The organism is Hydrogenophaga intermedia, assembly GCF_023715105.1.
Taxonomy (GTDB): Bacteria; Pseudomonadota; Gammaproteobacteria; order Burkholderiales; family Burkholderiaceae_C; genus Hydrogenophaga; species Hydrogenophaga intermedia_A.
Window position 1 is genome coordinate 106282 of sequence record NZ_JAMBNO010000012.1, and the last position, 25989, is coordinate 132270.

Annotated in this window: 17 protein-coding genes; 10 read left to right on the forward strand and 7 right to left on the reverse strand. The window is 67.5% G+C overall.

What is annotated here, in order from left to right; genetic code table 11:
- The first annotated feature begins 76 nt into the window (after positions 1 to 76).
- The gene (locus M3149_RS12960; protein ID WP_251709956.1) at positions 77 to 2875 is read left to right on the forward strand and encodes a hypothetical protein; all 2799 of its coding nucleotides are present in this window, start codon (positions 77 to 79) and stop codon (positions 2873 to 2875) included.
- Positions 2872 to 3327, forward strand: a complete 456-nt coding sequence (locus M3149_RS12965; protein WP_251709957.1) for a type III secretion system chaperone — start codon at positions 2872 to 2874, stop codon at positions 3325 to 3327. The genes M3149_RS12960 and M3149_RS12965 overlap by 4 nt, the downstream gene beginning before the upstream one ends.
- A gap of 22 nt (positions 3328 to 3349) precedes the next feature.
- On the opposite strand, the gene M3149_RS12970 is transcribed toward M3149_RS12965, so the two are convergent.
- From M3149_RS12970 to M3149_RS12990, 5 genes are all read right to left on the reverse strand, one after another.
- Positions 3350 to 4312, reverse strand: coding sequence for an alpha-E domain-containing protein (locus M3149_RS12970; RefSeq protein WP_251709958.1), 963 nt, complete (start codon positions 4310 to 4312; stop codon positions 3350 to 3352).
- A 13-nt stretch (positions 4313 to 4325) separates the two neighbouring features.
- A complete protein-coding gene (locus tag M3149_RS12975) occupies positions 4326 to 5768 on the reverse strand; it encodes a circularly permuted type 2 ATP-grasp protein (RefSeq protein WP_251709959.1) in 1443 nt (480 codons plus the stop codon).
- Positions 5769 to 5865: 97 nt separating this feature from the next.
- A complete protein-coding gene (locus M3149_RS12980; RefSeq protein WP_251709960.1) occupies positions 5866 to 6366 on the reverse strand; it encodes a type III secretion system chaperone in 501 nt (166 codons plus the stop codon).
- A gap of 30 nt (positions 6367 to 6396) precedes the next feature.
- The gene (locus tag M3149_RS12985; protein ID WP_251709961.1) at positions 6397 to 8442 is read right to left on the reverse strand and encodes a hypothetical protein; all 2046 of its coding nucleotides are present in this window, start codon (positions 8440 to 8442) and stop codon (positions 6397 to 6399) included.
- A 73-nt stretch (positions 8443 to 8515) separates the two neighbouring features.
- Entirely contained in the window at positions 8516 to 10942 is a 2427-nt protein-coding gene (locus tag M3149_RS12990) for a DNA internalization-related competence protein ComEC/Rec2 (protein WP_251709962.1), read from the reverse strand.
- A 115-nt stretch (positions 10943 to 11057) separates the two neighbouring features.
- Between M3149_RS12990 and M3149_RS12995 the strand changes: the two genes are divergently transcribed.
- From M3149_RS12995 to M3149_RS13010, 4 genes are read left to right on the forward strand one after another with little or no spacing between them, the layout of a single operon-like run.
- Complete coding sequence (locus M3149_RS12995; RefSeq protein WP_251709963.1) at positions 11058 to 14507, forward strand: DUF2126 domain-containing protein; 3450 nt, start codon at positions 11058 to 11060, stop codon at positions 14505 to 14507.
- A gap of 34 nt (positions 14508 to 14541) precedes the next feature.
- The gene (locus tag M3149_RS13000) at positions 14542 to 17130 is read left to right on the forward strand and encodes a circularly permuted type 2 ATP-grasp protein (RefSeq protein ID WP_251709964.1); all 2589 of its coding nucleotides are present in this window, start codon (positions 14542 to 14544) and stop codon (positions 17128 to 17130) included.
- Positions 17131 to 17140: 10 nt separating this feature from the next.
- Complete coding sequence (locus tag M3149_RS13005; RefSeq protein WP_251709965.1) at positions 17141 to 18055, forward strand: transglutaminase family protein; 915 nt, start codon at positions 17141 to 17143, stop codon at positions 18053 to 18055.
- A gap of 31 nt (positions 18056 to 18086) precedes the next feature.
- The gene (locus M3149_RS13010; protein ID WP_251709966.1) at positions 18087 to 18554 is read left to right on the forward strand and encodes a RidA family protein; all 468 of its coding nucleotides are present in this window, start codon (positions 18087 to 18089) and stop codon (positions 18552 to 18554) included.
- A gap of 61 nt (positions 18555 to 18615) precedes the next feature.
- On the opposite strand, the gene parC is transcribed toward M3149_RS13010, so the two are convergent.
- Positions 18616 to 20967 (reverse strand): DNA topoisomerase IV subunit A, encoded by a 2352-nt coding sequence (parC, locus tag M3149_RS13015; protein ID WP_251709967.1) that lies wholly within the window; start codon positions 20965 to 20967, stop codon positions 18616 to 18618.
- Positions 20967 to 22934 (reverse strand): DNA topoisomerase IV subunit B, encoded by a 1968-nt coding sequence (locus M3149_RS13020; RefSeq protein ID WP_251709968.1) that lies wholly within the window; start codon positions 22932 to 22934, stop codon positions 20967 to 20969. Before M3149_RS13020 ends, parC begins: the two co-directional genes overlap by 1 nt.
- Before the next feature lie 153 nt (positions 22935 to 23087).
- Between M3149_RS13020 and M3149_RS13025 the strand changes: the two genes are divergently transcribed.
- From M3149_RS13025 to dapA, 4 genes are all read left to right on the forward strand, one after another.
- Positions 23088 to 24323, forward strand: coding sequence for an MFS transporter (locus M3149_RS13025; protein ID WP_251709969.1), 1236 nt, complete (start codon positions 23088 to 23090; stop codon positions 24321 to 24323).
- The gene (locus tag M3149_RS23035; RefSeq protein ID WP_285887079.1) at positions 24320 to 24445 is read left to right on the forward strand and encodes a hypothetical protein; all 126 of its coding nucleotides are present in this window, start codon (positions 24320 to 24322) and stop codon (positions 24443 to 24445) included. Before M3149_RS13025 ends, M3149_RS23035 begins: the two co-directional genes overlap by 4 nt.
- Positions 24445 to 24999, forward strand: coding sequence for a class I SAM-dependent methyltransferase (locus tag M3149_RS13030; protein WP_251709970.1), 555 nt, complete (start codon positions 24445 to 24447; stop codon positions 24997 to 24999). Before M3149_RS23035 ends, M3149_RS13030 begins: the two co-directional genes overlap by 1 nt.
- 69 nt (positions 25000 to 25068) lie before the next feature.
- A complete protein-coding gene (gene dapA, locus M3149_RS13035; RefSeq protein WP_251709971.1) occupies positions 25069 to 25956 on the forward strand; it encodes a 4-hydroxy-tetrahydrodipicolinate synthase in 888 nt (295 codons plus the stop codon).
- Positions 25957 to 25989 lie beyond the last annotated feature (33 nt).

Below are 25989 nucleotides of genomic sequence, written 5' to 3' on the forward strand. Positions count from 1 at the left end.
CGGCCTTCGTTGCGGGCAAGTCGATGACCATGAGATGGCCAAGCGGCCTGGAACCTTCGTTTCGAGCAGGTGACTCATGGGCAAATCCGTCACGGAAAAGACCATGCCCCGAGTACACGCTGCGCCCCAACCGTTGATCGACACTCGAACGGATCTTCGAACGACGTTCGGCGACTCGCCCACGGGAAAGGAACGCTATCGCGTGACGCCCAGCGGTAGGCGGCGCGCACCCCTCCTGCAATTGGCCAGCGCCGTGCAGCGCAAAGCCATTCATGTACTCAACGTCATCGCGCCAAGGGGCCGCCGCCAAGATGAAAGAACCCGGGAGGCCTTGCGTGAGTGCAGCCACCGGGTCGGCGATCTGGTCGCGCGCCTTTCACGTAGCGGCCCGGCAGACACCGGGTCGATCGCCCAGGACCTGGAGAAGTGCTTCCTGGCAGCGAGCAAGTTGGCCTCCCTGGCGAAGGGCCAGGCCAACGATCCGCTGGCCACGGTGCTGGTCCGACTCGAAGTGCACCTGGCCTCCATGAATCTGGCGGATATAGCGTCGCTCAAGGCAAGCCTGGAACGGGCAAACCGTGACTCGGCCAGCATGGATCCTAGCCTGCAGGGCAGGCTGCCTTGCCTCGAGGGCGCGGTACGTCAACATCTGCAATCGCGCATGGACGCCGCCGAGCAACAGTTGGTCAAGGCCATCACACACAAAACGCCTGAGATGCAGCACCCCAGCGTCCTCAGCGCCTGCGTGGAGAGGTTCAATGCAGCGGCACGTGTGCCCTCCTCGTCCGCAGCACCGCCAGACATCGGTGCAACGGTGGCCTCGCACTTGCCAGGCATGAGCATGGAACAACTCGACGCCCTGGGCCAAGGGCTGGAGAAGATCCGCACATCGCGCGATGGTGCTCCCGCGGCCCTGCAGGCCACGCTGACCACGCTGGGTACCCAGGTGCGCACGCAGCTGTGCCAACGCATCATCGAGGGCGCCCGTGAGCAGCTCCAGGCCGGGGCGCGGCGTTTGCTTCAAGAAGTACCCAAGGGCCCCGAAGCCGCGCAAGTCGCCTTTGCCCGGTTCACCGACAGCATCACCGCCCTGCTCAAAAACCACCCAGTCAACCGCGACGACGCCCTGCTCAACGCGGTCGCCAAGCACATCATCAACCCGCTACTGAAGGAGAACACGCCAGACCAAACGGCCTTCGCCGATCTGTTCGCCTTGCTGACGCCCTCGCAGCAACACAAACTGCTCGCCAGTAACTCGACGCTGCTGAGTGAGCCCACGCCCGAGATAGAGCGCATGGTGAACGCGGCCGTGCAGCAGCAATTGGCCACGACGCAGCAGCGCTTTGAAGAAGCAGCCATCGCGCTGCTGGACAACGGCGCAGCCCTGCCTACCAAGGATCCGGCGCGCTTCGTGACCACCGCCGTCCTCGCCGCATCGGCATGGCAATCGCTGAACGCGCTGCGAGAGGCACATGCAGGCCCGCTGGACGCCAACCTTCAGCAACGGCATCAAGAACTGAAGGCGTACTTGCACGAGAACATCGATCTCGCCCGGCTGCCACTCGACGTTATCGAGAACGAGGCGCTGCGCGAGCTGGGCAAGATGTCGAACACGCTGGGCCTTACCCAGGGCCAGGCGGCCGTTACCGCGGAGACCTTGCGACGCAAGGACGCGCTGGTGCAGTCCTGCGTTGACGCACGAATCCACCACCTGCGCGCCATGCGCTCGGGCGAGCCGCAAGCGGTCTTCCGCGCGCTGCAGGAATCACAGGCAGCGCTCGACCTGATCACGATCCCCCTGCAGCAACTGGGTGTCGATGTTGGCGACGCTGCGGACGTCGCGATCATCACGGACGACCTGCGCCAACGAGCGGCGGAAGGGCTGACACTCGCCGAGCTCGTCGAGGTGCGCCAGGCCCTGATGTCCGCCCAGGTGCAGCACACCTGGGAAACGATCAGCGACCTCGGCAGTCAGGTTCTGGTCGATCGCTTCACCCGGGTGGACAGCCGGACCGCCTGGGCCAGCCGATTGATGATGATGTCCAAGGATTACGAAATCCTGGTTCTCACGGTGGATGCCCGCCTGGAGGAGCTGGACCCGAGCGGCAGTTGGCAACAACCTTCAGCCCACGCACCCAAGACACCCTCCGAACTGGCCCGTACCAGCCGCGACGTCATCCGCACCCTGTTCCACGAAGACCTGCCGCCCTGGAGCCTGGGGAAAAAAGCCGAGCTGGCAGGCCAGATCACGCACGACGCCTGTATGCAAAACCTCGAGGCGATGAAGAACACGCCTGCCGAAAGCCACTCGCTCCTGGGGCAAGACATGGGCGTGACGGAACAGTTCGTTAGAGAGCTGGTGTCGGTCGACTACCAGATCGAAAACGCCTCCGGCCACCGGCAGCCGCTGATCGATCGTGCACACCTGGCAGGCGAAAAGACGCCCGAGCGGACCCAGCAGGTGGCGAACGCGGTGAACCAGCTCAGAGAACTTACCGACGGCGATGCGCAGTGGCTGCTGCACGTGTCGAACATGTGCCACAAGGGCCTGGTGCAATATGCGATCGTCGCCCAGTTGTCCCCGGACAGCCCGATCGGGCTGGCAGGCAAGACGGGACAATTGATGCGTGGCAAGGAGATGTCCACCTTCACGCTTCGACGCGCCCCGGGCGACAAGATCGTGGTCCGTGCCGAATACACCGTGGACGCAGCCGAAGCGATCTACCACCACCAGACAGACAGCTGGACCAAGCTCGATCCCGGGCGCAGCGGTGCCCGGTTCAGCCTGGAAATTGCCCTCGGCAGGGACGGAACGGTTGAACTCGTCGCGCCAGCCACCCTGGTGCATGAACTTCACCCAGAGGCCAACCCATGAATACCCATCAAGTCATTCAGGCGCTTGCCACGTCGTTTGGTGCGCCAGCGCTCGCGCTGGACGACAACGGCTGCGCGAGCTTGCGGGTGGACGACACCATCGACCTGCATTTCGAGACCGGGGCCACCCATCTGCTGCATGTGCATTGCTCGCTGGGCAAACTGCCCAGTGGCAACCGGGCAGCAATCTATGAGCGGCTGCTGACCGCCAACCTCTTCGGTGTCGAAACCGGGGGCGCCACACTGGCCATCGATCGGGAGTTTGGTGAGATCGTCTTGTGCATGGACATCGGCAACCATGGCTGGACCACCGAACTCATCCAGTCGCGCATGCAGCGCTTCATCGACGCCGCACTGGCCTGGCAGGAGCGTTTCGATGAACTCGAGGTCGTCGCGAACGACGCTTCGGCGCAGGCCAACATCCTGCAACCGCAGATGTTGCTGCGGGCCTGAGACATCCGGCCCGACTCACACGTCAACCCGCCGGCACCAGAAAATCCTGGCTGATGCGCCAGCCCAGTTCGTTGACGCGATCGAGAAACTGCGTCAGGTAAGCGTGCAGGCCGGTGGCGAGGATCTCGTCGATGCGGCCGTACTGCAGCTCGGCTTTGAGCTTGCCGGCGCGCCGCAGGGTTTCAGCGCTGTGGTCGTTGGCCACCACCGTGAGGTTGGCCACCAGTTCGTTCAGGCTGGCAGCCAGGCTGCGCGGCATGTCGGCGCGCAGGATCAGCAGCTCCGCCACGCGCTCGGGCTTGATCACGTCACGGTAGACCTTGCGGTAGACCTCGAAGCCGCTCACGCTGCGCAGAATCGCGCTCCAGTGATAGAAGTCGTATTCCTGGTCGAGCTCGCTGGCGGCACCGTAGAAATCGCTGTGCACGGCGTGGAACTTCACATCGAGCAGGCGCGCCGTGTTGTCGGCCCGCTCCAGAAACGTGCCCATGCGGTAGAAGTGGAAGGCCTCGTCCTGCAGCATGGTGCCGATGGCTACCCCGCGCGAGAGGTGCGAGCGGAACTTCACCCATTCGAAGAACTGGCCCGGGTCGCGCTCGAAGCTCTTGCCCTGCAGCGATCGGTTGAGCTCCAGCCAGGTCTGGTTCTGCATTTCCCACAATTCGGTGGTGAGCGCACCCCGTACGGCGCGCGCGTTCTCGCGCGCCGCACGCAGGCAGGCCACGATGCTTGACGGGTTGTTCTCGTCGCGCACCATAAAGTCGAGCACGTTGCGCGGGGTGATCGCGTTTTCGCCGTACTTGGCCCGAAACGCCGGCATGAGCTCACTGATGGTGAGCAAGCCTTCCCAACCCACCTGCGCCACCGCAGCCGATTGCGGCAGCAGCGAGGTCTGGTAGTTGACGTCGAGCATGCGCGCGGTGTTCTCCGCGCGCTCGGTGTAGCGAGACATCCAGTAAAGGTGATCGGCGGTGCGCGAGAGCATTGTGTGGTTCCCTTCAGTCCTCGAGGATCCAGGTGTCCTTGGTACCCCCGCCTTGCGACGAGTTGACCACCAGGGAACCCTCCTTGAGCGCCACGCGCGTGAGGCCGCCAGGCACCATCTGCACTTCCTTGCCCGACAGCACGAAGGGCCGCAGGTCGATGTGGCGCGGTGCGATGCCGCTCTTGACGTAGGTGGGACAGGTGGAGAGCGACAACGTGGGCTGCGCGATGTAGCCCTGCGGATTGGCGACCACGGCCTGGCGGAATTCCTCGATCTCGGCCTTGGTGGCCGCCGGGCCTACCAACATCCCGTAGCCGCCCGCGCCATGCACCTCCTTGACCACCAGCTCGTGGAGGTGGGCCAGCATGTACTTCAGGTCTTCCGGGTTGCGGCCCATGTAGGTGGGCACGTTGCTCAGGATGGGTTTTTGGCCGAGGTAGAACTCGATCATCTTCGGCACGTAGGGATAGATCGATTTGTCGTCGGCCACGCCGGTGCCGATGCCGTTGCAGATGCTCACGTTGCCGCTGCGGTACACCTCGAGCAGACCGGCACAGCCCAGCGTGGACGTGGGCCGGAACACCAGCGGGTCGAGAAAGTCGTCGTCCACGCGGCGGTAGATCACATCCACGCGCTTCGGGCCGCGCGTGGTGCGCATGTAGACGAAGTTGTCCTTGACGAACAGGTCCTGGCCCTCGACCAGCTCCACGCCCATCTGCTGCGCCAGGAAGGCGTGCTCGAAGTAGGCGCTGTTGTACATGCCGGGCGTGAGCACCACCACGGTGGGCTGGGCGGTGGTGGCCGGGCTCACCGCGCGCAGCGTCTCCAGCAAGAGGTCTGGGTAATGCGCCACCGGCGCCACGCGGTTCTCGCCGAACAACTCGGGAAACAAGCGCATCATCATCTTGCGGTCTTCGAGCATGTAGCTCACGCCGCTGGGCACGCGCAGGTTGTCCTCAAGCACGTAGTACTCGCCCTCGCCATCGGCGTTGGGAGCTCGCACGATGTCGATGCCCGCGATGTGCGAATACACGTTGTGCGGCACGTTCACGCCCATCATCTCCGGGCGGAACTGCGCGTTCTGGAAGATCTGATCGGCCGGAATCACGCCGGCCTTGATGATCTCCTGCTCGTGATAGACGTCGTGGATGAAACGGTTGAGCGCCGTCACGCGCTGCACCAGGCCCTCTTCCATGCTGCGCCACTCGTGCGCAGGGATGATGCGCGGGATCAGGTCGAAGGGTATGAGCCGCTCGGTGCCGGCTCCGTCCTCGTCCTTGGCGCCGTACACCGCGAAGGTGATGCCGACGCGTCGGAAAATCATCTCGGCCTCTTCGCGCCGCGAGGCCATCAGCTCATCGGGCTGCTCGGCCAGCCAGCGCGCATATTGCCGGTAGTGCTCGCGCACTTCGGTGGGCGAGGCATGCATCTCGTCAAACATCGGGCGGCTGCTCATGGCTGTTTTGCTCCTGCCGGCAGGATAGCAAGGATCAGGCCAACACACAGCAACCACGGACCGCGATGCGGTGGCCCATGGCGATCCTTAGGGCAGTTCAGCCGCGCAAGCCCAACTCGGGCGGCATGCGCCGCGCAGGTTCGCCATCGTCCGCACGGTCGGCGATGGGGTCGAACCCCGGCGCAAGGTCTTGCGCCACCGCGAGGAAACGGTCCACGGTCTGTACGAAACCGTCCGCGTCCAGGCCGCGCCAGGGCACGTTCTGCAGCCACCAGGCCGATACGCCATCGTCGGCCAGCATCACGCAGCAGTCGTCGCCCTGGCTGCCCAGTCGGTTCAGGCGGATCAGCTCCAACAGCAGTTCGGTGTCGACGCGCGCGGGCAGCCCGCCCAGCTCGACGCGCAACTGCAGCTGCACAGGCATGCCTTGACACGCCACGTCAAGCTGGAGCGGCACCTTGCCTTCGAACGCCAGGGCCGCACGACCGGCCTGATCGAGCGCAAAGGCCTCAATGCCCCAGCGCTGGCCCAGCGCAGTGATCAGGTCAACCAATTGTTGCGGCCATTGGCCGCTGGTCGGAGGGGTCGGTGAAGACATGGATTGCGGGTTCACCAAGAAACCCCAGGATCAATCGGCGGCGTTGACCAGCTTGTCGAGTTCCTGGCCAATGGCCACAGGATCGAAAACCGCCGCGGGTGGTGTGCCTTGCCAGTTCTTGATACCGAGTTCGTTGCACCGCTTCGCGATCTTCATATGGGCCAGGTCGCGCGCCACGATGTTGGCTCGATCGACCTTGCTCAACACCGCCAGCATCTCGTTGGTCGCCTTGGTCGCGTCGGTCGCGTCGGTCACGGTGACCTTGTCGATCGCTGCAAGTTGATTCAGCTTCAAGGCCACGAAGGCTTCTTCACTGGTCCAATCGCTAGGCATGTCAAGCACGAGGCCACCCTCCTTCAGCTGTTCGGCATGAAGCTTCAGCACGCCCAGGCGTGCGCAGTACGCGTCCACCTCGGACGGCGACACCAACCCGGTGAGTTCGGCACGCAATGCTTCGGGTGTAAGCGCCATGAGGTGCATGTACATCGCCCCGGAGATCACCGGCGGAAGCTCGGTCAGGTACGTCGGGTTCGTCATGCTGTTCGCGCGAATGTGATCCAAGCCGTGCACACCGCCGGACAGATCGTTGTCGAAGCTATGGACCGCGACCACCCCCCCATCCGCGTTGCGCTCGATGGCGTAGTTGCCTGCGTGACCATCGACCTGGTTGGTCAGGTAGTTCACCCAATCGAGATCGGAAAGTTCGCGCAAGGCTACTGGATCGCGCTCCAGGTTGCTGTCGAAGTATTGGATGCTGCCCGGCACCTGTTGACTACCGATGAGCACTCCCAAATCGTCGTATTTGTTGTCTTCGTATTCATGCACAAATGTGATGCTGGAAGCATCGGCGTTCCAGCGAGCACTGCTGAAACCCCATCGCTGGGCCAACGCGTTCAACTTATCGGGGTGGTTCTGGGCCCAATGCGCCTTGGCGTCGTTCAGCACCGGCAACGAAATCTCGCCTTTGGTAAGCGGGGGCACGCCATCCACGTAATCCATCGCGACACCGAATTGGGCTCGGCCACCCACCTCACGAATGGCCAATTCGGTCCGAGGAATGACATGGGCATGCAAAGCGTTGTTGCTTACGTTGGAAGCTGCCACAGCACGGCCGGACAGAAATGATGGCGTGCCGAAATGTGTATCAAGTGTCAAATTCAGCGCCTCAGGGCTTGATTCATGAGCCAGCGGCTCGCCCTTGAACACCTTCGTCACCTCGCCGCCTGGCGAACCGGTGATGGGGTCCGGGACCCGAATGCGCAACCGTTCGACCTTGTGCACCTGGCCCTCGCCCACCGGCGCGGAGGAGCCGGGAACGATCACGGCGTCGAGATTCACTGCGTCTTTGGTGCGCCAGTTGATAGGCACAGCCGATGCGCTGTAAGCGTTGATATGGTTCTGGGGAAGACTCGTGCTTGTCCCCAGCGCCCAGATGACTTGCTCGATGTGAATCTTCTGACTGTGGATGCTGTCCAGAACTTCGCGCAGAAAACGCCGGTCAGCCCCGTAGAGAGCAGGCGTCTTCGCCAAGCAGGCGTCAATTTTCTGTTTGGCCCGGTCGAGACTCTTCAGCAACTCCTCGGCATTGCGAATGCGCGCCGAAAGGCTGGGCGAGCCATTGACCGCATTCAGGCACTGCCTTTGATCGCGCCTGAGCATGGTCAGCGCATCGCCAACGTCCTTCAGCGCTTTCCAGTGGGGCTTCGCCTCATCCAAGAGCCCTGCTTTGTTGATGCGGCGCTCCAGCTTGTTGGCCTGCTCGTGCAACGGCTTGGACACTTGCGCCATGGGCCCCACGTGCACCGGCACCGCGCCCGGCTTTTGCCCACGCACCTCCAGTTGCAAGTGGTTCTGCGGGCGCTCACGAATGGTCGGCCGCGCCACCAGGAACCGTTTGGGCGACGCCTCCCGGGCGCTGTCCAGGCGCGGGTTCTGCTCTTCCGAGGAACTCGAGATCGACTCCTCCTCGAAGTCCACGATCGGCTTGTCGATGCGGTGCTGTCCGAAGACAAGCGTCGCCTTGCGGCCTCCGATGGGGGGCAGTCTGGAGAAAAGGTTTGAAAGACGCGATGCCATGGCCAGGATCCGTAGGGGAGTTGCGTGATTGCTTCGTGAGTAGCCCTCGTCGCGGATCCGGTTCCATGCGGTATCAAGGATTTGAGCCAGCCTTGCCATCGGCGTGCCAGTAGCGCCGCGCTGTCTCCCGCTCGCAACGCACGGCCTCGGGCGCGTCACTGCGCCAGGTGGCCGCGCCGCAACGCGGCGAGTCCACCCAACGGACGCTGCGCGCTTGGTAGCGCGCGACCACGGCCTCGGCCGGGTGGCCGAAGCGGTTGCGGTAGCCCGATTGCACGATCACCCAGCGCGGCTGCAGCGTGTTGAGCAGCACCGGGCTCGAGGAGGTCGCGCTGCCGTGGTGGGGTGCCAGCAACAAGGTGGCGCGTTCGTGCGGTCGCGCCAGCGCCAGGCGCACCTCCTGGTCGGCCGGTATGTCGCCGGCGAGCCAGGCCACCTGCTTGCCTGCGGCAACGCGCAGAACGCAGGACAACGCATTGGTGGACAAGCCGGGCGTGGCGTAAGCGTGCTCGTCGGGATGCATCCACTGGAATTCGACGCCGTCCCAACGCCAACGCTCACCCGCGCGGCAGCGCAGTGCGGGGTCAGCGTCGTAGGAAGAACGCCAGGTCGCGCCGGGGAACGCGGCGCGCACGGCGTCGGCTCCCCCGGCGTGGTCGCTGTCGCTGTGGCTGATGGCCACCATGTCGGGCCGCACGCCCAGTGCACGCAGCAAAGGCAGCACGATGCGCTCGCCCGCATCGGCCTCGGGGCTCCAGCGCGGTCCGGCGTCGTACAGCAGCGCGTGGTTCGCCGTGCGCACCAGCACGGCGCTGCCCTGGCCAACGTCCAGCGCCGTCAACTCGAACACGCCCTCGGGAGGACGCGACGGCGTGTGCAGCAGCGCCGGCGCCGCCAGCAACACCCCGGCCACGCGCAACAGGGGCGGCAGGCGCAACGCTGCCAACGCACCGCCCGCCACCGCAACCAGCGCCAGCGGCAGGGGAGCGGCCGGCCGTTGCAGCACCGCCCAAGGCCAGTCGGCCAACCAACGCAGCACCAGCACCATGCCTTCCACCGTCGCGGCCGCCAGCTCCCAGCAGGGCGCCGCGAGCACGCCCAGCAGGGCCAGCGGCGTGACCACCATCGTCACCCAGGGAATGGCCGCCAGGTTGGCCAGCAAACCGACCAAGGACACCTGCCCGAACAACACCAGGCCCAACGGCGCGAGCCCGAGCGTCATGAGCCATTGCTCGCGCAACAGCGCGCCGCCGCGCGCCACCCATCGCCGCCATCGCGGGGTACCGGCCGGTGGTTGTTCGCGCTGGGCGGGGTCGGCCGCGAACAGCATGGCCACCGCCAGAAAACTCAACCAGAAGCCGGGCGAGAGCAACGCCCATGGGTCCAAGGCCAGCACGGCCACCATGGCCAGCAGCCACACCGCGGGCCAGGGCCAGCGCCGTACCGACAGGCGCAGCCCCACCACCATGGCCAGCATGAGCACGGTGCGCTGGGCCGGCACGCCCCAGCCTGCCAAGAGGGCGTACGCCGCGGCCAGCATCACGCCGCCCCAGCCCGCGGCCACGCTCGCCGGACAGCGCATGGGCAGCGCCGGCCAATGGCGGCCGAGGCGACGCCACAGCGCGCCGATCACCGCCGTGGCCAACCAGGCGAACAGCGTGATATGCAATCCGCTGATGGCCATCAGGTGCGCCACGCCGGTGTCGCGGAACAGGGCCCAGTCGGCGCGTTCGATGGCGGCCTGCTCGCCCACCGCCAGTGCCGCCAGCACGCCGGCGGCCCGCGGTGAATCCACGCGTTGTGCAATGGCCTGCGCGATCGACTGTCTCATGCGTTCCACCGGGTGCCACGGTGTCATGCCCATACGCTGCGGCGCACTTGCACGCGGCGAGAGGCGCACATAGCCCGTGGCGCCGATGCCCTGCTCCCACAGCCAACGCTCACGATCGAATCCGTGCGGGTTGAGGCTGCCGTGCGGGCGCTTCAAGCGCACCTGGAATGCCCAGCGCTCGCCTGCCACCCGTCCCGGCCCTTGCAATGGCGGCTCGGTTCGGGACGAAGCGGCCTCGTACCAACCCAGCAACAGCCGCCGCGGCAGGCGCACGGCGCTGCCGTCAAGCGTGGCCTGCTCAACCAGAAACTCGAACCGCTCGCCCGCAGGCCCTGCCTGGGGCAGCGACGCCACGCGGCCGATCACTGCAATATCGCGGCCCTCAAGCTCGGGCGCCAGGCCCTGGGCCAGATACAGACTGGCACGAGCACCCACAAGACAGAACGCCAGCGCAGCGCCCGCGAGTGCCCAGGCCAGCCGCGCCCACGCCCGCCCGCCCCAGCCCGTCCCCATCGCCACCAACAGACCAAACGCCGCCCCTGCCAGGTAAGCCGCCAGTGGCCACAACGCCGCTTGCTGCGGTTGCAGGGCCGTGCCCAGCACCGCCCCGACCAATGCCCAGCCGGCGCGCCAGGTGGGCGGCGCATCCGGCACGTTCGCGCCTTGCAACGGCTTGTCATGGTGCCGTGGCGCAGCTCTTGCTAGCATGGCCCGCAGCCATGTCGATGGCGAACGCTCCGCCGATCCGCTCATTGTTGTCGTCCTCCCTGAAAGCCCGCCGCATATGGCCATCCACGTCGCCCTGAGCCACATCACGCACTACCGCTACGACCGCCTCGTGCGCCTGGGCCCGCAGGTGGTGCGCCTGCGCCCGGCACCGCACGCGCGAAGCAAGGTGTTGTCGTATTCGCAGCGGATCGAGCCCGCCACCCACTTCATCAACTGGCAGCAGGACCCGTTTGCCAACCACCAGGCGCGGCTGGTGTTTCCCGAGCCCACCACCGAGTTCAAGATCACCGTCGACCTGGTGGTCGAGATGGCGGTGCACAACCCGTTCGACTTCTTCCTCGAACCGCATGCCGAACAGGTGCCGTTCCAGTATGACGAGGCGCAACGCGCCGAACTGGCACCGTACCTGGCGGTCGAACCTGCTACGCCGCTGGTGCAGGCCTGGCTCGACGGCATCGATCGTTCCAAGCAACGCACGATCGACTTCCTGGTCCAGCTCAACCAGCGCCTGCAGCACGACATCGCATACACCATCCGCATGGAGCCCGGTGTGCAGACGCCGGAGCAGACCCTGCGGCTCAAGCGCGGCTCGTGTCGTGACAGCGGCTGGTTGCTCGTGCAACTGCTGCGCCACCTGGGCCTGGCAGCGCGCTTCGTCTCGGGCTATCTGATCCAGCTCACCCCCGACGTGAAAGCCATCGACGGCCCGAGCGGCCCCACGGCCGACTTCACCGACCTGCATGCCTGGTGCGAGGTGTTCCTGCCTGGCGCCGGCTGGATCGGCCTGGACCCGACCTCGGGCCTGCTCGCGGGCGAGGGCCACATTCCACTGGCCTGCACGCCGCAGCCCGGCAGCGCGGCGCCGGTGGAGGGCCTGATGGACGAGGCCGAGGTGCAGTTCGAGCACCACATGCAGGTCACGCGCATCCACGAGTCACCGCGCGTGACCAAGCCCTACAGCGACGCGCAATGGGCCGCGGTGCTGGCACTGGGTGCGCAGGTGGACGCCGACCTCGTGCAGAACGACGTGCGTCTCACGCAGGGCGGCGAACCCACCTTCGTGGCCACCGGCGACCGCGACGCCGCCGAGTGGAACACCGACGCGCTCGGCCCCACCAAGCGCGGCTACGCCACCGAACTGCTGGGCCGCTTGCGCGCGCAGTACGGCGCGGGCGGCTTCGTGCACATGGGTCAGGGCAAGTGGTACCCGGGCGAACAGCTGCCGCGCTGGGCGCTGTCGGTGTGCTGGCGCGCCGACGGCCAGACCTGCTGGCACAACCCCGCCCTGCTGGCCGACGAGCGCGACTACGCGCACCACACCAGCGACGACGCTCGCCGCTTCACGCAGGCGCTGGCGCGACGCTTGGGCGTTGCCACGCGCTACATCACCCCGGGCCACGAGGACACCTGGTACCACCTGTGGCGTGAGCGCCGGCTGCCGGTGAACGTGGACCCGTTCGACAGCAAGCTCGACGACGAGCTCGAGCGCGCGCGCCTGCGCCGCGTGTTTGCCCAGGGTCTGGACGCGGTGGTGGGCTACGTGCTGCCGTTGCAGGCCAACGCAGGAAACCCCTCGCTCGCGGGCACCGTCTGGTCCACCGGGCCCTGGTTCTTCCGGGACGAGCGCATGTACCTCGTCCCCGGCGACTCACCCATGGGCTACCGCTTGCCGCTCGATTCGCTGCCCTGGGCAAGCGCGGGCGATCAAGCGATGCACATCGAGCAGGACCCGTTCGCACCACGCACGGCGTTGCCCGCCGGCCGGCTGCGCACGCAGATCGCGCCGCACACCATCGGCGGCGTCGCCAACGGCGGTACCGCGGCGCTGCAGGGCGGCAGGCCCGGCTTGGGCAACGCGGCGGCGGCCACAGGCGACGGCGCGGCACGCGCACAGGCACTGTCCGACCGCTTGCCGCAGCGCGGCGAATCGGCCGGCTGGCTGACGCGCACCGCGCTGTGCGTGGAAGCGCGCGACCCGCAGCGCGCGAACGGCCCCAAGGCGGAAAAAGCCAAGGGCGGCAAGAGCCAGCACCTGTACGTGTTCATGCCGCCGCTCGCGCGGCTGGAGGACTACCTGGACCTGCTCTCTGCGGTGGAAGACACCTGCGAACGGTTGGGCGTGAAGGTGGTGCTCGAAGGCTACCCGCCACCGCGCGATCCGCGGCTGAAGATGCTGCAGGTGACGCCCGACCCGGGCGTCATCGAGGTCAATATCCACCCGGCTCACGATTGGGGCGAACTGGTGGAGCACACCGAGTTCCTGTACGAAGCGGCGCACCAGACACGCCTGTGCGCCGAGAAGTTCATGACCGATGGCCGCCACACCGGCACCGGGGGCGGCAACCACTTCGTGCTCGGGGGCGCCACGCCGGCCGATTCACCCTTCCTGCGCCGGCCCGACCTGCTCGCCAGCCTGCTGCGCTACTGGCACAACCACCCCTCGCTGTCCTACCTGTTCAGCGGCATGTTCATCGGCCCCACCAGCCAGGCCCCGCGCGTGGACGAGGCACGCAACGACCAGCTCTACGAACTGGAGATTGCGTTGGCGCAGATCGAGCGTGCGAAACAGGTCCATGGCGACAGCGTGCCTCCCTGGTTCATCGACCGCACGCTGCGCAACATCCTGGTCGACGTCACCGGCAACACCCACCGCAGCGAGTTCTGCATCGACAAGCTCTATTCGCCCGACGGCCCCACCGGCCGCCTGGGCCTGCTGGAGCTGCGCGCCTTCGAGATGCCACCGCACGCGCGCATGAGCATCGCGCAGCAGCTGCTGCTGCGCGCGCTGGTGGCGCGCTTCTGGCAACAACCCTGCCAGGCGCCGCTGGCGCGCTGGGGCACCGAGCTGCACGACCGCTGGCTGCTGCCCACCTACCTGCAAATGGACTTCGAGGATGTGATCGCCGACCTCAAGGCCTTCGGCTACGGCTTCGACATGGCCTGGTTCGCGCCGCATTTCGAGTTCCGCTTCCCGATGATCGGCCAGGTGGCCGCGCGCGGCATCGAGCTCACGCTGCGCAGCGCGCTCGAACCCTGGCACGTGATGGGCGAGGAAGGCAGCGCGGGTGGCACCGTGCGCTACGTGGACTCTTCACTCGAACGGCTGGAGGTGCACGTGCGCGGCTGGACCGACCGGCGCCACGCCATCACCTGCAATGGCCAGGTGCTGCCGCTGCACAACACCGGCGTGGCGGGCGAGTTCGTTGCGGGCGTGCGCTACAAGGCCTGGGCGCCGCCGTCAGCGCTGCACCCGGGCATCGGCGTGCACGCGCCGCTCACCTTCGACATCGTCGACACCTGGATGGAGCGCTCGCTGGGCGGCTGCCAGTACCACGTGTCGCACCCCGGCGGGCGCAACTACGACAGTTTTCCTGTCAACGCCTTCGAGGCCGAGAGCCGGCGCCTGTCGCGCTTCTTCCAGATGGGCCACACCCCGGGGACCTTGCGGGTGCAGGCCGAGGCCGTGAACCGTGAATTTCCCTGCACCCTGGACCTGAGGCGCTGAGGACGCATTCGGCCTGACGGGCATACTGGGCGCCGTGAACACCGACCCCGGCGACTCCCTTTTCGACGCCCTCGATCCCGAGCAACCCGGCGCCTGGGCGCAGTCGCTCGCGGTGCCGGCCGACGCTGGCCACCTCGACGAACTGCGCGGCGACGGCCCGCACGGCCTCTCCCCGGCCTGGGCCGAATTCTTCAACCACATCGGCCCCGACGGTCTGGCCGATCTGAACCGCCGCACCGAGAACCTGCAGCGCCAGATCCGCGACAACGGCGTCACCTACAACGTGTACGCCGACGCCAATGGCCTGCAACGGCCCTGGGCGCTGGATCTCTTTCCCGCGCTGGTGAGTCCGTCCGACTGGGCACAGATCGAAGCCGGCGTGCTGCAACGCGCGCGCCTGCTCAACGCCATGCTGGCCGACCTCTATGGCGAACACCAGCTGCTCAAGCGCGCGCTGCTGCCTGCAGCGCTGGTGCAGGGCCACCCCGGCTACCTGCGTGCCATGCAGGGCGTGCGCCCGCCGGGTGACACCTGGCTGCACATCGTGGGCTTCGACCTCGCGCACGGCCCCGATGGCCGCTGGTGGGTGGTGGGCCAGCGCACGCAGGCGCCTTCGGGCCTGGGCTACCTGCTCGAAAACCGCATCGCTGTCTCGCGCCAGTTCCCCAAGGCCTTTGCCGGCATGCGCGTGCAGCGGCTGGCCGCGAGCTACCGCGCACTCATGGAAGGCATCAAGGCGATGGCGCCGGCCGGCGAGAACGCGCGCATCGCGCTGCTCACACCCGGCCCCTACAACGAGACCTATTTCGAGCACGCCTACCTCGCGCGCTACCTCGGTCTCACGCTGGTGGAAGGCAATGACCTCACCGTGCGCGACCAGCGCGTGTACCTCAAGACCCTGGCCGGCCTGGAGCCGGTCCACGCGCTCATCAAGCGACTCGACGACGAATGGCTCGACCCGCTGGAGCTGCGCGCCGACTCGACGCTGGGCGTGCCCGGCCTGCTGCAGGCCATCCGCGCCGGCAACCTGCTGCTGGCCAATGCACCCGGCTCGGCCCCGCTTGAATCGAGCGCGCTGCTGGGCTTTCTGCCCGCCATCAGCGAACACCTGCTCGGCGAAGCGCTGGCCCTGCCTTCGCTGGCCACCTGGTGGTGCGGCGAGGACGCCGCGCTGCGCAGCGTGCTGCCGCTGCTCAAGGGCGGCGTGATCAAGTCGACCTACCCGCGCGGCGGTCGCGAAACCGCCATCGGTCAGGGGTTGAGCGCGCGCGAGCTGGACGAGTGGTCCGGGCGCATGGCGCGCCTGCCCGAGGAACACACGGTGCAGTCGTGGTTGCCGCTCTCACAGACGCCCACCTGGGACGGTGAGCGCATCCTGCCGCGCTCGACCATGTTGCGCGTGTTCGCGCTGGCCGACGGCCCGCTATCGTGGCGCGTGCTGCCTGGCGGCCTGGTGCGCCTGGCGCCGCGCGGCCAACTGGTCGCGGCCATGCAGCGCGGCGGCAGCAGCGCCGACTGCTGGGTGCTTACTGACGGCCCGGTGGACCACACCAGCCTGCTCGCCAGCCAACCCAGCTCGCTGGCCATCGCGCAGCAGAAGCAGCCCGTGACCAGCCGCGCCGCCGAGAACCTGTTCTGGCTGGGCCGCTACACCGAGCGCGCCGAGAACACGGTGCGCCTGGCGCAGATCGTGCTCGACCAGCTCGATGGCGAGGAGCCGGGCACGCAGGCGCTGCTCGCCTGGCTCTCGGCGGTGGCGCGCGAGAACGCGCTGGTGCTGACCGACACGCCCGAGGCCACACAGTCCTCGCGCGTGTTCGCGCGCAGCCTCGTGGCCAACCTGTCCCCGCGACCGCACGACCCGCAGGCCGCGGAGTCCTTCAGCGTGGGCTTCAACCTCGCAGCGCTCAAAGGGGCCGCAGCGCAGGTGCGCGAGCGGCTCTCGCGCGAGCACTGGAACCTGATCGAGCTCACACACGCCGGTTTCGTCGACACAGCCGAGCGCCTGGCCGACGACGCCGAGTTCGCCACCGGCGAAGCACAGTCCATGCTGCAGCAGGCCAGCAAGATGCTGGCCTCCATCACCGGTTCGCAGACCGACCGCATGGTGCGCGACGACGGCTGGCGGCTGCTGTCCATCGGCCGCCACATCGAGCGTCTGATCACGCTCTCGCGCGCGCTCGCCGTTGGCCTGGAAACGGGCAGCGTGCACGAGCCCGCGGGCTTCGAGGCCATGATCGCGCTGTTCGACTCGACCATCACCTTCCATGCGCAGTACCAGCAGCGCCGCGACATGGTGGCCCTGATCGACCTGCTGGTGCTCGACCGCGACAACCCCCGGTCACTGGCCTGGGTCGTGCAAACGCTGCGTGCGCGCCTGTCCAGGCTGGGCCAGAGCGTGGCGCCGGGCGACGCCGACCTGGCGCGCGACCTGCCCGATCCGGCCGAGTGGTCGCTGATCGAACTGAGCAACTGGCAACGCGGCAGCGACGGCCGGCGCAGCTGGAGCGCGCTGGGCTCGGTGCTGGCCGACTGCGAGTCCGCCGCAGCCGACCTCTCCGAGGCCATCGCGCGGCTGCACTTCAGCCACGCAGACCGGCACAGCCAGAGCCTGTCGACCTGAGGAGCCGACGATGGAACTGCGCGTGCAGCATCGCACCACCTACCGCTACCTGAGCCCGGTGGACATGGCGCAGCACATGCTGCACCTGTCGCCGCGCGACACCGCCACCCAGCGCGTACACCGCCACCACCTCACGATTGCGCCCGAGCCCGCGAGCACACACCGCAGCCGCGACGCCTTCGGCAACCTGCGCACCTTCTTCGCACAGCAGGCACCGCACGAGGTGCTGAGCGTGGTGGCCGACAGCACGGTGCACACGCGCGCGCCGCAGCCGCTGCCCGAAGGCGCGCCCTGGAAGGCCATGGGTTGGGAGCGCGTGCGTGAGCACTTCCGCTACCGCGTGAACGCGCCCTACGAGGCCGCTGCGGAGTTCGTGTTCGCCTCGCCACTGGTGCCGCGCGACGAGGCCTTCAGCACCTGGGCCCGGCCCGCCTTCGAGCCTGGCACGCCGGTGCTGCACGCCGTGCGCGCGCTCATGGAGCGCATCCACACCGAGCTGGTGTACGAGACCGCGAGCACCGAAGTCAGCACGCCCGCGCTGGAGGCCCTCGCGCAGGGCAAGGGCGTTTGCCAGGACTTTGCGCACATCATGATCGGCTGCCTGCGCAGCCTGGGCCTGCCGGCGCGCTACGTGAGCGGCTACCTGCTGACGCAACCACCACCCGGGCAGGCACGCCTGATCGGCGCCGATGCGTCGCACGCCTGGGTCTCGGTGTACGTGCCAGGCAGCGACACGGTGCCTGGCGACTGGTTCGACTTCGACCCCACCAACAACCGATGCGGCCGCGGCAGCCCCGGCGAGGACTACGTGACGCTGGCCATCGGCCGCGACTTCAGCGACGTGTCGCCCATGCGCGGTGTCATCCAGGGCGGTGCGCAGCACACGCTGGAGGTCGCGGTGACGGTGGCGCCGTCGATAGAATGACCCGCTCCTCAAGACCCCACCGGAGCAACCGATGAGTGCACTCGCCAGGCTCAAGCAACTGGGCATCACCCTGCCCCCCGTGTCCACCCCCGCTGCGGCCTATGTGCCCTACGTGCAGACCGGCAACCTGATCTTCATCAGCGGCAACATTGCCCGCAAGGACGGCAAGGCCTGGGTCGGCCAGCTCGGCCTCACCATGGACACCGAGGAAGGCAAGGAAGCTGCGCGGTCCATCGCCATCGCACTCATGGGCACGCTGCAGGCCGCCTGCCAGGCCTCGGGCAAGACGCTCGATGACGTCAAGCGCATCGTCAAGGTGCTGAGCCTGGTCAACAGCACGCCCACCTACACCGAGCAGCACCTTGTCACCAACGGCTGCAGCGAGCTGCTGGCCGAGGTGTTCGGCGACGCCGGCCAGCACGCGCGCAGCGCCTTCGGCGTGGCGCAGCTGCCCATGGGCGCCTGCGTGGAGATCGAGCTGATCGCCGAGCTGGGCTGAGTCGTCGGCCCAAACAACAAGAGCCGCTGCTGCGGCCCTTGTTGCGTCGGTCAGCCAGCGCTCATTCCACCCGCGTCACGCGGTTCGGCTTGAAGCCCAGGTCGGCCGCCTTGCCCTTGCGGCCGCGCGCGGCGCGAGCGTTGTTCAGGCTGCGGATCTCCAGCGTCTCGTCGCGCTCCTTGCCGCCGCGGCCGATGCCTTCGATCTTCACGCTGCGGGTGTAGGCAGCCGCGCCGGCCAGCGTGTCCTTGGGTTCGAGGTCGATCAGCATCAGGCCGCGACCGCCCTTGTCCATCTGCTTGAGCTCGGTGATCTCAAAGGTGAGGATGCGCCCGCCCGCCGACGCGCAGCACACGTGCGTGGCTGGCAGCAGCGGCTGTGCGCCCGACGTGAAGGCCGCGTGCGACGGCGCGCAAGGCAGCTCGCCCTCGCCCAGGCTGATGAAGGTCTTGCCGCCCTTCTGGCGCGAGATCATCGATTCGACCGTGGCGATGAAGCCGTAGCCGCCGCTGCTGCTCAAGAGCAGCGCCGCGTTGGCTGGGCCGGCGAAGTAGTGCAGCGGCTGCGTGCCGCTTTCCAGGTCGATCAGGGTGGTAACAGGCTGGCCGTCGCCGCGCGCGCCGGGCAGGCTGGCCACCGGCACCGAGTACACGCGCCCGTTGCTGCCGATCACGATCAGGGTGTCCACCGTGCGGCATTCGAAGGTGCCGTACAGGCCGTCGCCGGCCTTGAACGCGAAGGCTGAGGCCTCGTGGCCATGGCCGCTGCGCGCACGCACCCAGCCCTTGCTCGACACCACCACCGTCACCGGTTCGTCCACCACCTTGATCTCGGCCACCGCCTTCTTCTCGGCCTGGATCAGCGTGCGGCGCTCGTCCGCAAACACCTTGGCGTCGGCCTCGATCTCTTTCACCATCAGGCGCTTCAGGCTCGCGGGGTTGGCCAGGATGTCTTCGAGCTTGGCCTGCTCATCGCGAAGCTCCTTGAGCTCCTGCTCGATCTTGATCGCCTCCAGCTTGGCCAACTGGCGCAGACGGATCTCCAGGATGTCCTCGGCCTGGCGGTCGCTCAGGCGGAAGCGCTCGATCAGCGCCGCCTTGGGCTCATCGCTGTGGCGGATGATGCGGATCACCTCGTCGATGTTGAGCAGCACGAGCTGCCGGCCTTCGAGGATGTGGATGCGCTCCAGCACCTTGTTCAGGCGGTGCTGCGAACGGCGCGTGATGGTGGTCTGGCGGAATTCGATCCACTCCAGCAGCATCTGGCGCAGCGATTTCTGCACCGGCCTGCCGTCGATGCCGATGACGGTGAGGTTGATCGGCGCCGACGTTTCCAGGCTGGTGTGCGCGAGCAGCTGCGTGATGAGCTCCTGCTGCTCGATGCGGCTGCTCTTGGGCTCGAACACCAGGCGCACCGGCGCGTCCTTGCTCGATTCGTCGCGCACGCCGTCGAGCACCGCCAGGATGCTGGCCTTGAGCTGGTTCTGTTCCTGCGTGAGCGCCTTCTTGCCGGCCTTGACCTTGGGGTTGGTGAGCTCCTCGATCTCTTCGAGCACCTTCTGCGAGCTGGTGCCCGGGGGCAGCTCGGTCACCACCAGCTGCCACTGGCCGCGCGCCAGGTCTTCGATCTTCCAGCGCGCCCGCACCTTCAGGCTGCCGCGGCCGGTGCGGTAGGCGTCGGCGATGTCGCCGGCGGGGCTGATGATCTGGCCGCCGCCCGGGTAGTCGGGGCCGGGGATCAGCGCGAGCAGTTCGTCGTCGGCCAGCTTGGGGTTCTTCACCAGCGCCACGCAGGCGTCGGCCACCTCGCGCAGGTTGTGGCTGGGTACCTCGGTGGCCAGGCCAACGGCGATACCGCTGGCGCCGTTGAGCAGGTTGAAGGGCAGTCGCGCGGGCAGCTGCTTGGGCTCGGTGGTGGAGCCGTCGTAGTTGGGCACGAAGTCCACCGTGCCCTGGTCGATTTCGTCGAGCAGCAGGGTGCTGATCTTCGCCAGTCGTGCTTCGGTGTAGCGCATGGCCGCGGCACCGTCGCCGTCGCGAGAGCCGAAGTTGCCCTGGCCGTCGATCAGCGGGTAGCGCTGCGCGAAATCCTGCGCCATGCGCACCAGCGCGTCGTAGGCGGCCTGGTCGCCGTGCGGGTGAAAGCGGCCGAGCACGTCGCCCACCACACGCGCGCTCTTCACCGGGCGCGCCGCCGTGTTGTTGTTGGGCCCGCCAAAGCTCAGGCCCATGCGGTCCATGCTGTAGAGGATGCGCCGCTGCACCGGCTTCTGGCCGTCGCACACGTCGGGCAGCGCACGGCCCTTCACCACGGACAGCGCGTATTCGAGGTAGGCGCGCTGCGCGTAGCCGGCCAGGCTGTCGTCGCTGTCGCCCTCGGCCAGCGGCAGTTCGGGGTTGTTCACGTCACTCATCAGATGTCCACCTCAACCGAATCGCCATGCAGTTCCATCAGATCGCGCCGCGCCGCGGCTTCGCCCTTGCCCATGAGCTGGGTGATGCGCGCCTCGGTGGTGGCGAAGTCGTGCGCGCCCAGCGTCACGGGCAGCAGGCGGCGTGTATCGGGGTTGAGCGTCGTGTCCCAGAGCTGTTCGGCACTCATCTCGCCCAGGCCCTTGAAGCGGCTGACCTGGCACTTGTCGGCGGCCACGCCTTCTTTCGATGCCTTGTCGAGGATGGCGTGCAGCTCGCCCTCGTCGAGCGCATAGACCTTGGCGGCGGGCTTCTTGCCGCGCGCGGGGATGTCCACCCGGAACAGCGGTGGGCGCGCCACATACACGTTGCCGTTCTCGATCAGTTTGGGAAAGTGGCGGAAGAACAGCGTGAGCAGCAGCACCTGAATGTGCGAGCCGTCGACGTCGGCGTCGGACAGGATGCAGACCTTGCCGTAGCGCAGGCCGCTCAGGTCGGGCGTGTCGTTCGGGCCATGCGGATCGACGCCGATGGCGACCGCGATGTCGTGGATCTCGTTGTTGGCGAACAGGCGGTCACGCTCGACCTCCCAGGTGTTGAGCACCTTGCCGCGCAGCGGCAGGATGGCCTGGCACTCCTTGTCGCGGCCCATCTTGGCGCTGCCACCGGCCGAGTCGCCTTCCACCAGAAAGATCTCGTTGTGGTTGAGGTCGCGGCTCTCGCAGTCGGTGAGCTTGCCGGGCAGCACGGCCACGCCGCTGCCCTTGCGCTTCTCCACCTTCTGGCCTGCGCGCTGGCGCGTCTGCGCGGCCTTGATGGCGAGTTCGGCGAGTTTCCTGCCGTAGTCCACGTGCTGGTTGAGCCAGAGCTCCAGCGCGGGCCGCACGTAGCTCGACACCAGGCGCACCGCATCGCGCGAGTTCAGGCGCTCCTTGATCTGGCCCTGGAACTGCGGGTCGAGCACCTTGGCCGAGAGCACGTAGGAAGCGCGCGCGAACACGTCTTCGGGCAGCAGCTTCACGCCCTTGGGCAGCAGCGCGTGCAGGTCGATGAAGCTCTTGACCGCCTGGAACAGGCCGTCGCGCAGGCCACTGTCGTGCGTCCCACCGGCACTGGTGGGGATGAGGTTGACGTAGCTCTCGCGCACCGGCGCACCGTCTTCGGTGAAGGCCACACACCAGCTGGCGCCCTCGCCTTCGGCAAAGCTGTCGTGTCCGGCGTCGGCAAATCCTTCGCCCTCGAACATCGGGATCACCGGGTCGGCGGTCAACGTCTGCTGCAGGTAGTCGCGCAGGCCGCCCTTGTATTGCCAGGTCTGGGTGTCCTTCGTCTTCTCCACGAACAGCTGCATGGTCACGCCGGGCATCAGCACGGCCTTGCTGCGCAGCAGGTGCACCAGCTCGTTCATGGGCAGTGCCGAGGCCTCGAAGTACTTCGCATCGGGCCAGGCGCGCACGGTGGTGCCCTGCTTGCGGTCGCCCTCGCCACGCGGTGCCAGGGCCAACGGCTCGATCACATCGCCGCCCGAGAAAGCCAGCTTCGCCACCTGGCCATCGCGGTAGCTGATCACCTCCAGCCGCTTCGACAGCGCGTTGGTGACGCTCACGCCCACGCCGTGCAGGCCGCCCGAGAAGCTGTAGGCGCCGCCCTTGCCCTTGTCGAACTTGCCGCCGGCGTGCAGCCGCGTGAACACCAGCTCGACGACCGGCGCCTTTTCTTCCGGGTGCAGGCCGAAGGGAATGCCGCGGCCTTCGTCTTCCACGCTCACCGATCCGTCGGTGTGCAGCGTGACCTTGATCTTCTTGCCGAACCCCGCGAGCGCTTCGTCGGCCGCGTTGTCCAGCACCTCTTGAATGATGTGCAGCGGGTTGTCGGTTCGGGTGTACATGCCCGGCCGCTGCTTGACCGGCTCCAGCCCCTTGAGGACGCGGATGGAGCCTTCGGAATAGGTGGAGGGGGTACTTGCCATGGGCGCGGATTGTAGGCGCGTGCGGCCCAAACCACTGGATGAATTCACAGGCCGGCGACAATGCGCGGCGCGCAACAAAGGCGGGCACAAATTTCAAGGGTGCAAACCCATCGCGCCATCGCGGTCGTGCCAGGGCTTGGGCACAATCCACGGATGACTTCCGCCAACCCGGGCGCGCCGCGCCTCTCCGCCCTGCAGGTGCTGGCCTGCGGCGCCCTCATCGTCACGCTGTCCATGGGCATCCGCCACGGCTTCGGCCTGTGGCTGCAACCCATCACCCAGGCCCAGGGCTGGAGCCGCGAGACCTTCGCCTTCGCGCTGGCGGTGCAGAACCTGGCCTGGGGCGTGTTCGGCATCTTCGCCGGCATGGCGGCCGACCGCTTCGGCGCGTTCCGCGTGCTGGTGGTCGGTGCGGTGCTGTACGGCCTGGGGCTGGTGGGCATGGCGCTGTCCACCTCCACGCTCACCTTCGCGCTCACCACCGGCATCCTGATCGGTGCGGCTCACGCGGGCACCACCTACGCGGTGATCTACGGCGTGATCGGCCGCCAGCTGCCGGCCGAGCGCCGCTCCTGGGCCATGGGCGTGGCCGCCGCGGCGGGCTCGTTCGGCCAGTTCCTCATGGTGCCGGTGGAAGGCTGGTTGATCGCCAGCCTCGGTTGGCAGAACGCGCTGCTGGCGCTGGCTGCCGCAGTGCTGCTGATCGCCCCGCTGGCCATGGGCTTGCGCGAGCCGGGCTTTGCAGGCACCGCACCGCCGAAGCGCGAGCAGACCATCGTCCAGGCGCTGCGCGAGGCGTTCCAGTACCGCAGCTTCCAGCTGCTGATGGCGGGCTACTTCGTCTGCGGCTTCCAGGTGGTTTTCATCGGCGTGCACATGCCCAGCTACCTCAAGGACAACGGCCTGTCGCCGCAGGTGGCGAGTTACGCACTCGCCCTCATCGGCCTGTTCAACGTGATCGGCACCTACGCCGCAGGGGCCCTGGGGCAGCGCATGCCCAAGCGGCACATCCTGGCGTTCATCTACTTCGGTCGTGCGGTGGCCATTGCGCTGTTCCTGTGGGCGCCCCTCACACCCATGAGCGTGTACCTGTTCTCGGCCGTGATGGGGCTGCTGTGGCTGTCCACCATCCCGCCCACCAACGCCACCGTGGCGCAGATCTTCGGCGTGGCGCACCTGTCCATGCTGGGCGGCTTCGTGTTCTTCAGCCACCAGATCGGCAGCTTCCTGGGCGTGTGGCTCGGCGGCTACCTGTACGACCGCACGGGCAGCTACGACCTTGTCTGGTACATCGCCATCGCGCTCGGTGTGTTCGCCGCGCTGGTGAACCTGCCGGTGCGCGAGGCGCCGATTGCGCGCCCGCCACAGCGCGTGGGAGCGGCCGCGTGAGCGTGCTGCAACGCGCGCTGACCTGGGCCGCCGCCATCGCGGCCCTGCTCGTCACGTTTGCGCTCTACCAGCGCCCGGATTTCATGATCGACATGGCCGACCGCCTCTGGAGCTGCTTCTGATGCACGGCAGCGAGGCGCCTTCGGCCTGGGTGCGGCGATGGTCCCACCTGGTGCCACCGGGGGGTGCCGTACTGGACGTGGCCTGCGGTCGCGGGCGGCACATGCGCTGGTTCGCGCAGCGCGGCCACCTGGTGACGGGTGTCGATCGCGACCCCGAGGCCGTCGCCGCGGTGCAGGGCGTCGGAAAGGCGGTGCTGGCCGACATCGAGAACGGGCCCTGGCCGTTTGCCGGTGAGCGCTTCGCGGGGGTGGTGGTCACCCACTACCTGTGGCGCGCGCTCATGCCGCACATCGTCGACAGCGTGGCCGACGGCGGCGTCCTGATTTACGAGACCTTCGCCGCCGACCACGCCACGGTCGGCAAGCCTTCCCGGCCCGATTTCCTGCTGCGCCCCGGGGAACTGCTGGCGGCCGCCAGCGGTCTGCGTGTCGTGGCCTATGAAGATGGTTTCTGCAGCGACCCCGACCGCTTCGTGCAGCGCCTGGTGGCGGTGCGCGAAAGCCGGGCCCACGGCGCAGCGCCGCCCCGATATGCGCTCGATGCCGCTGGGTAGAATGCTCCGCTTACCCGCCCCCGGAGGGCGCCCAGCGCACGCGCCAGTGCGCTGACACAACGATCCGACATGCACATGATCACCGGCAGCATCGTGGCCCTGGCCACCCCCTTCCACCCCGATGGCAGTGTCGACTACGCCGGTCTGCGAAAACTGGTCGACTGGCACATCGCCGAAGGCACGGACTGCATCGGCGTGGTCGGCACCACCGGTGAATCGCCCACCGTGTCGGTCGAGGAGCACTGCGAGATCATCCGCGTGTCGGTCGAGCAGGCCAACAAGCGGGTGCCCATCATGGCCGGCTGCGGTGCCAACTCCACCGCCGAAGCCATCAACCTGGCGAAGTTCGCGCGCAGCGTCGGCGCCGACTGCCAGCTGCAGGTCGTGCCCTACTACAACAAGCCCACGCAAGAGGGCCAGTTCCAGCACTTCAAGGCCATCGCCGAAGCCACCGGCGACCTGCCCATCGTGCTTTACAACGTGCCTGGCCGCACCGTGGCGGACATGCAGATCGACACCGTGCTGCGCCTGACCCAGGTCAAGGGCATCGTCGGCATCAAGGAAGCGACCGGCAACATCGAGCGCGCGCAGTGGCTCATCCGCGAGGCGCCGGCCGACTTCGCCATCTATTCGGGCGACGATCCCACCGCCGTGGCCCTCATGCTCTGTGGCGGCCACGGCAACGTGAGCGTCACCGCCAACATCGCGCCGCGCGCAATGCACGAGCTCTGCGTGGCCGCCATCGCGGGCGACGCGAAGAAGGCCATGGCCATCCAGAAGCGCCTGCTGCCAGTGCACAAGCACCTGTTCTGTGAAGCGAACCCGATTCCGCTCAAGTGGGCCATGGCCCGCATGGGCCTGTGCGGCGAAACCATGCGCCTGCCGCTCACGCCCATGTCGCGACAGTACGTGCCGCAGGTCGAGGCCGCGTTGCGCGACGCCGGCCTGCTGAGCTGATTCCATTCCCCCGTTGACGTCGAGACCCACCCC

What these genes read in the sequence shown, in the direction of transcription:
- M3149_RS12960 (WP_251709956.1), top strand. Translation starts at nt 77, where the DNA reads ATGGGCAAATCCGTCACGGAAAAGACCATGCCCCGAGTACACGCTGCG.
- M3149_RS12965 (WP_251709957.1), top strand. Translation starts at nt 2,872, where the DNA reads ATGAATACCCATCAAGTCATTCAGGCGCTTGCCACGTCGTTTGGTGCG.
- M3149_RS12970 (WP_251709958.1), bottom strand. Translation starts at nt 4,312, where the DNA reads ATGCTCTCGCGCACCGCCGATCACCTTTACTGGATGTCTCGCTACACC.
- M3149_RS12975 (WP_251709959.1), bottom strand. Translation starts at nt 5,768, where the DNA reads ATGAGCAGCCGCCCGATGTTTGACGAGATGCATGCCTCGCCCACCGAA.
- M3149_RS12980 (WP_251709960.1), bottom strand. Translation starts at nt 6,366, where the DNA reads ATGTCTTCACCGACCCCTCCGACCAGCGGCCAATGGCCGCAACAATTG.
- M3149_RS12985 (WP_251709961.1), bottom strand. Translation starts at nt 8,442, where the DNA reads ATGGCATCGCGTCTTTCAAACCTTTTCTCCAGACTGCCCCCCATCGGA.
- M3149_RS12995 (WP_251709963.1), top strand. Translation starts at nt 11,058, where the DNA reads ATGGCCATCCACGTCGCCCTGAGCCACATCACGCACTACCGCTACGAC.
- M3149_RS13005 (WP_251709965.1), top strand. Translation starts at nt 17,141, where the DNA reads ATGGAACTGCGCGTGCAGCATCGCACCACCTACCGCTACCTGAGCCCG.
- M3149_RS13010 (WP_251709966.1), top strand. Translation starts at nt 18,087, where the DNA reads ATGAGTGCACTCGCCAGGCTCAAGCAACTGGGCATCACCCTGCCCCCC.
- parC (WP_251709967.1), bottom strand. Translation starts at nt 20,967, where the DNA reads ATGAGTGACGTGAACAACCCCGAACTGCCGCTGGCCGAGGGCGACAGC.
- M3149_RS13020 (WP_251709968.1), bottom strand. Translation starts at nt 22,934, where the DNA reads ATGGCAAGTACCCCCTCCACCTATTCCGAAGGCTCCATCCGCGTCCTC.
- M3149_RS13025 (WP_251709969.1), top strand. Translation starts at nt 23,088, where the DNA reads ATGACTTCCGCCAACCCGGGCGCGCCGCGCCTCTCCGCCCTGCAGGTG.
- M3149_RS13030 (WP_251709970.1), top strand. Translation starts at nt 24,445, where the DNA reads ATGCACGGCAGCGAGGCGCCTTCGGCCTGGGTGCGGCGATGGTCCCAC.
- dapA (WP_251709971.1), top strand. Translation starts at nt 25,069, where the DNA reads ATGCACATGATCACCGGCAGCATCGTGGCCCTGGCCACCCCCTTCCAC.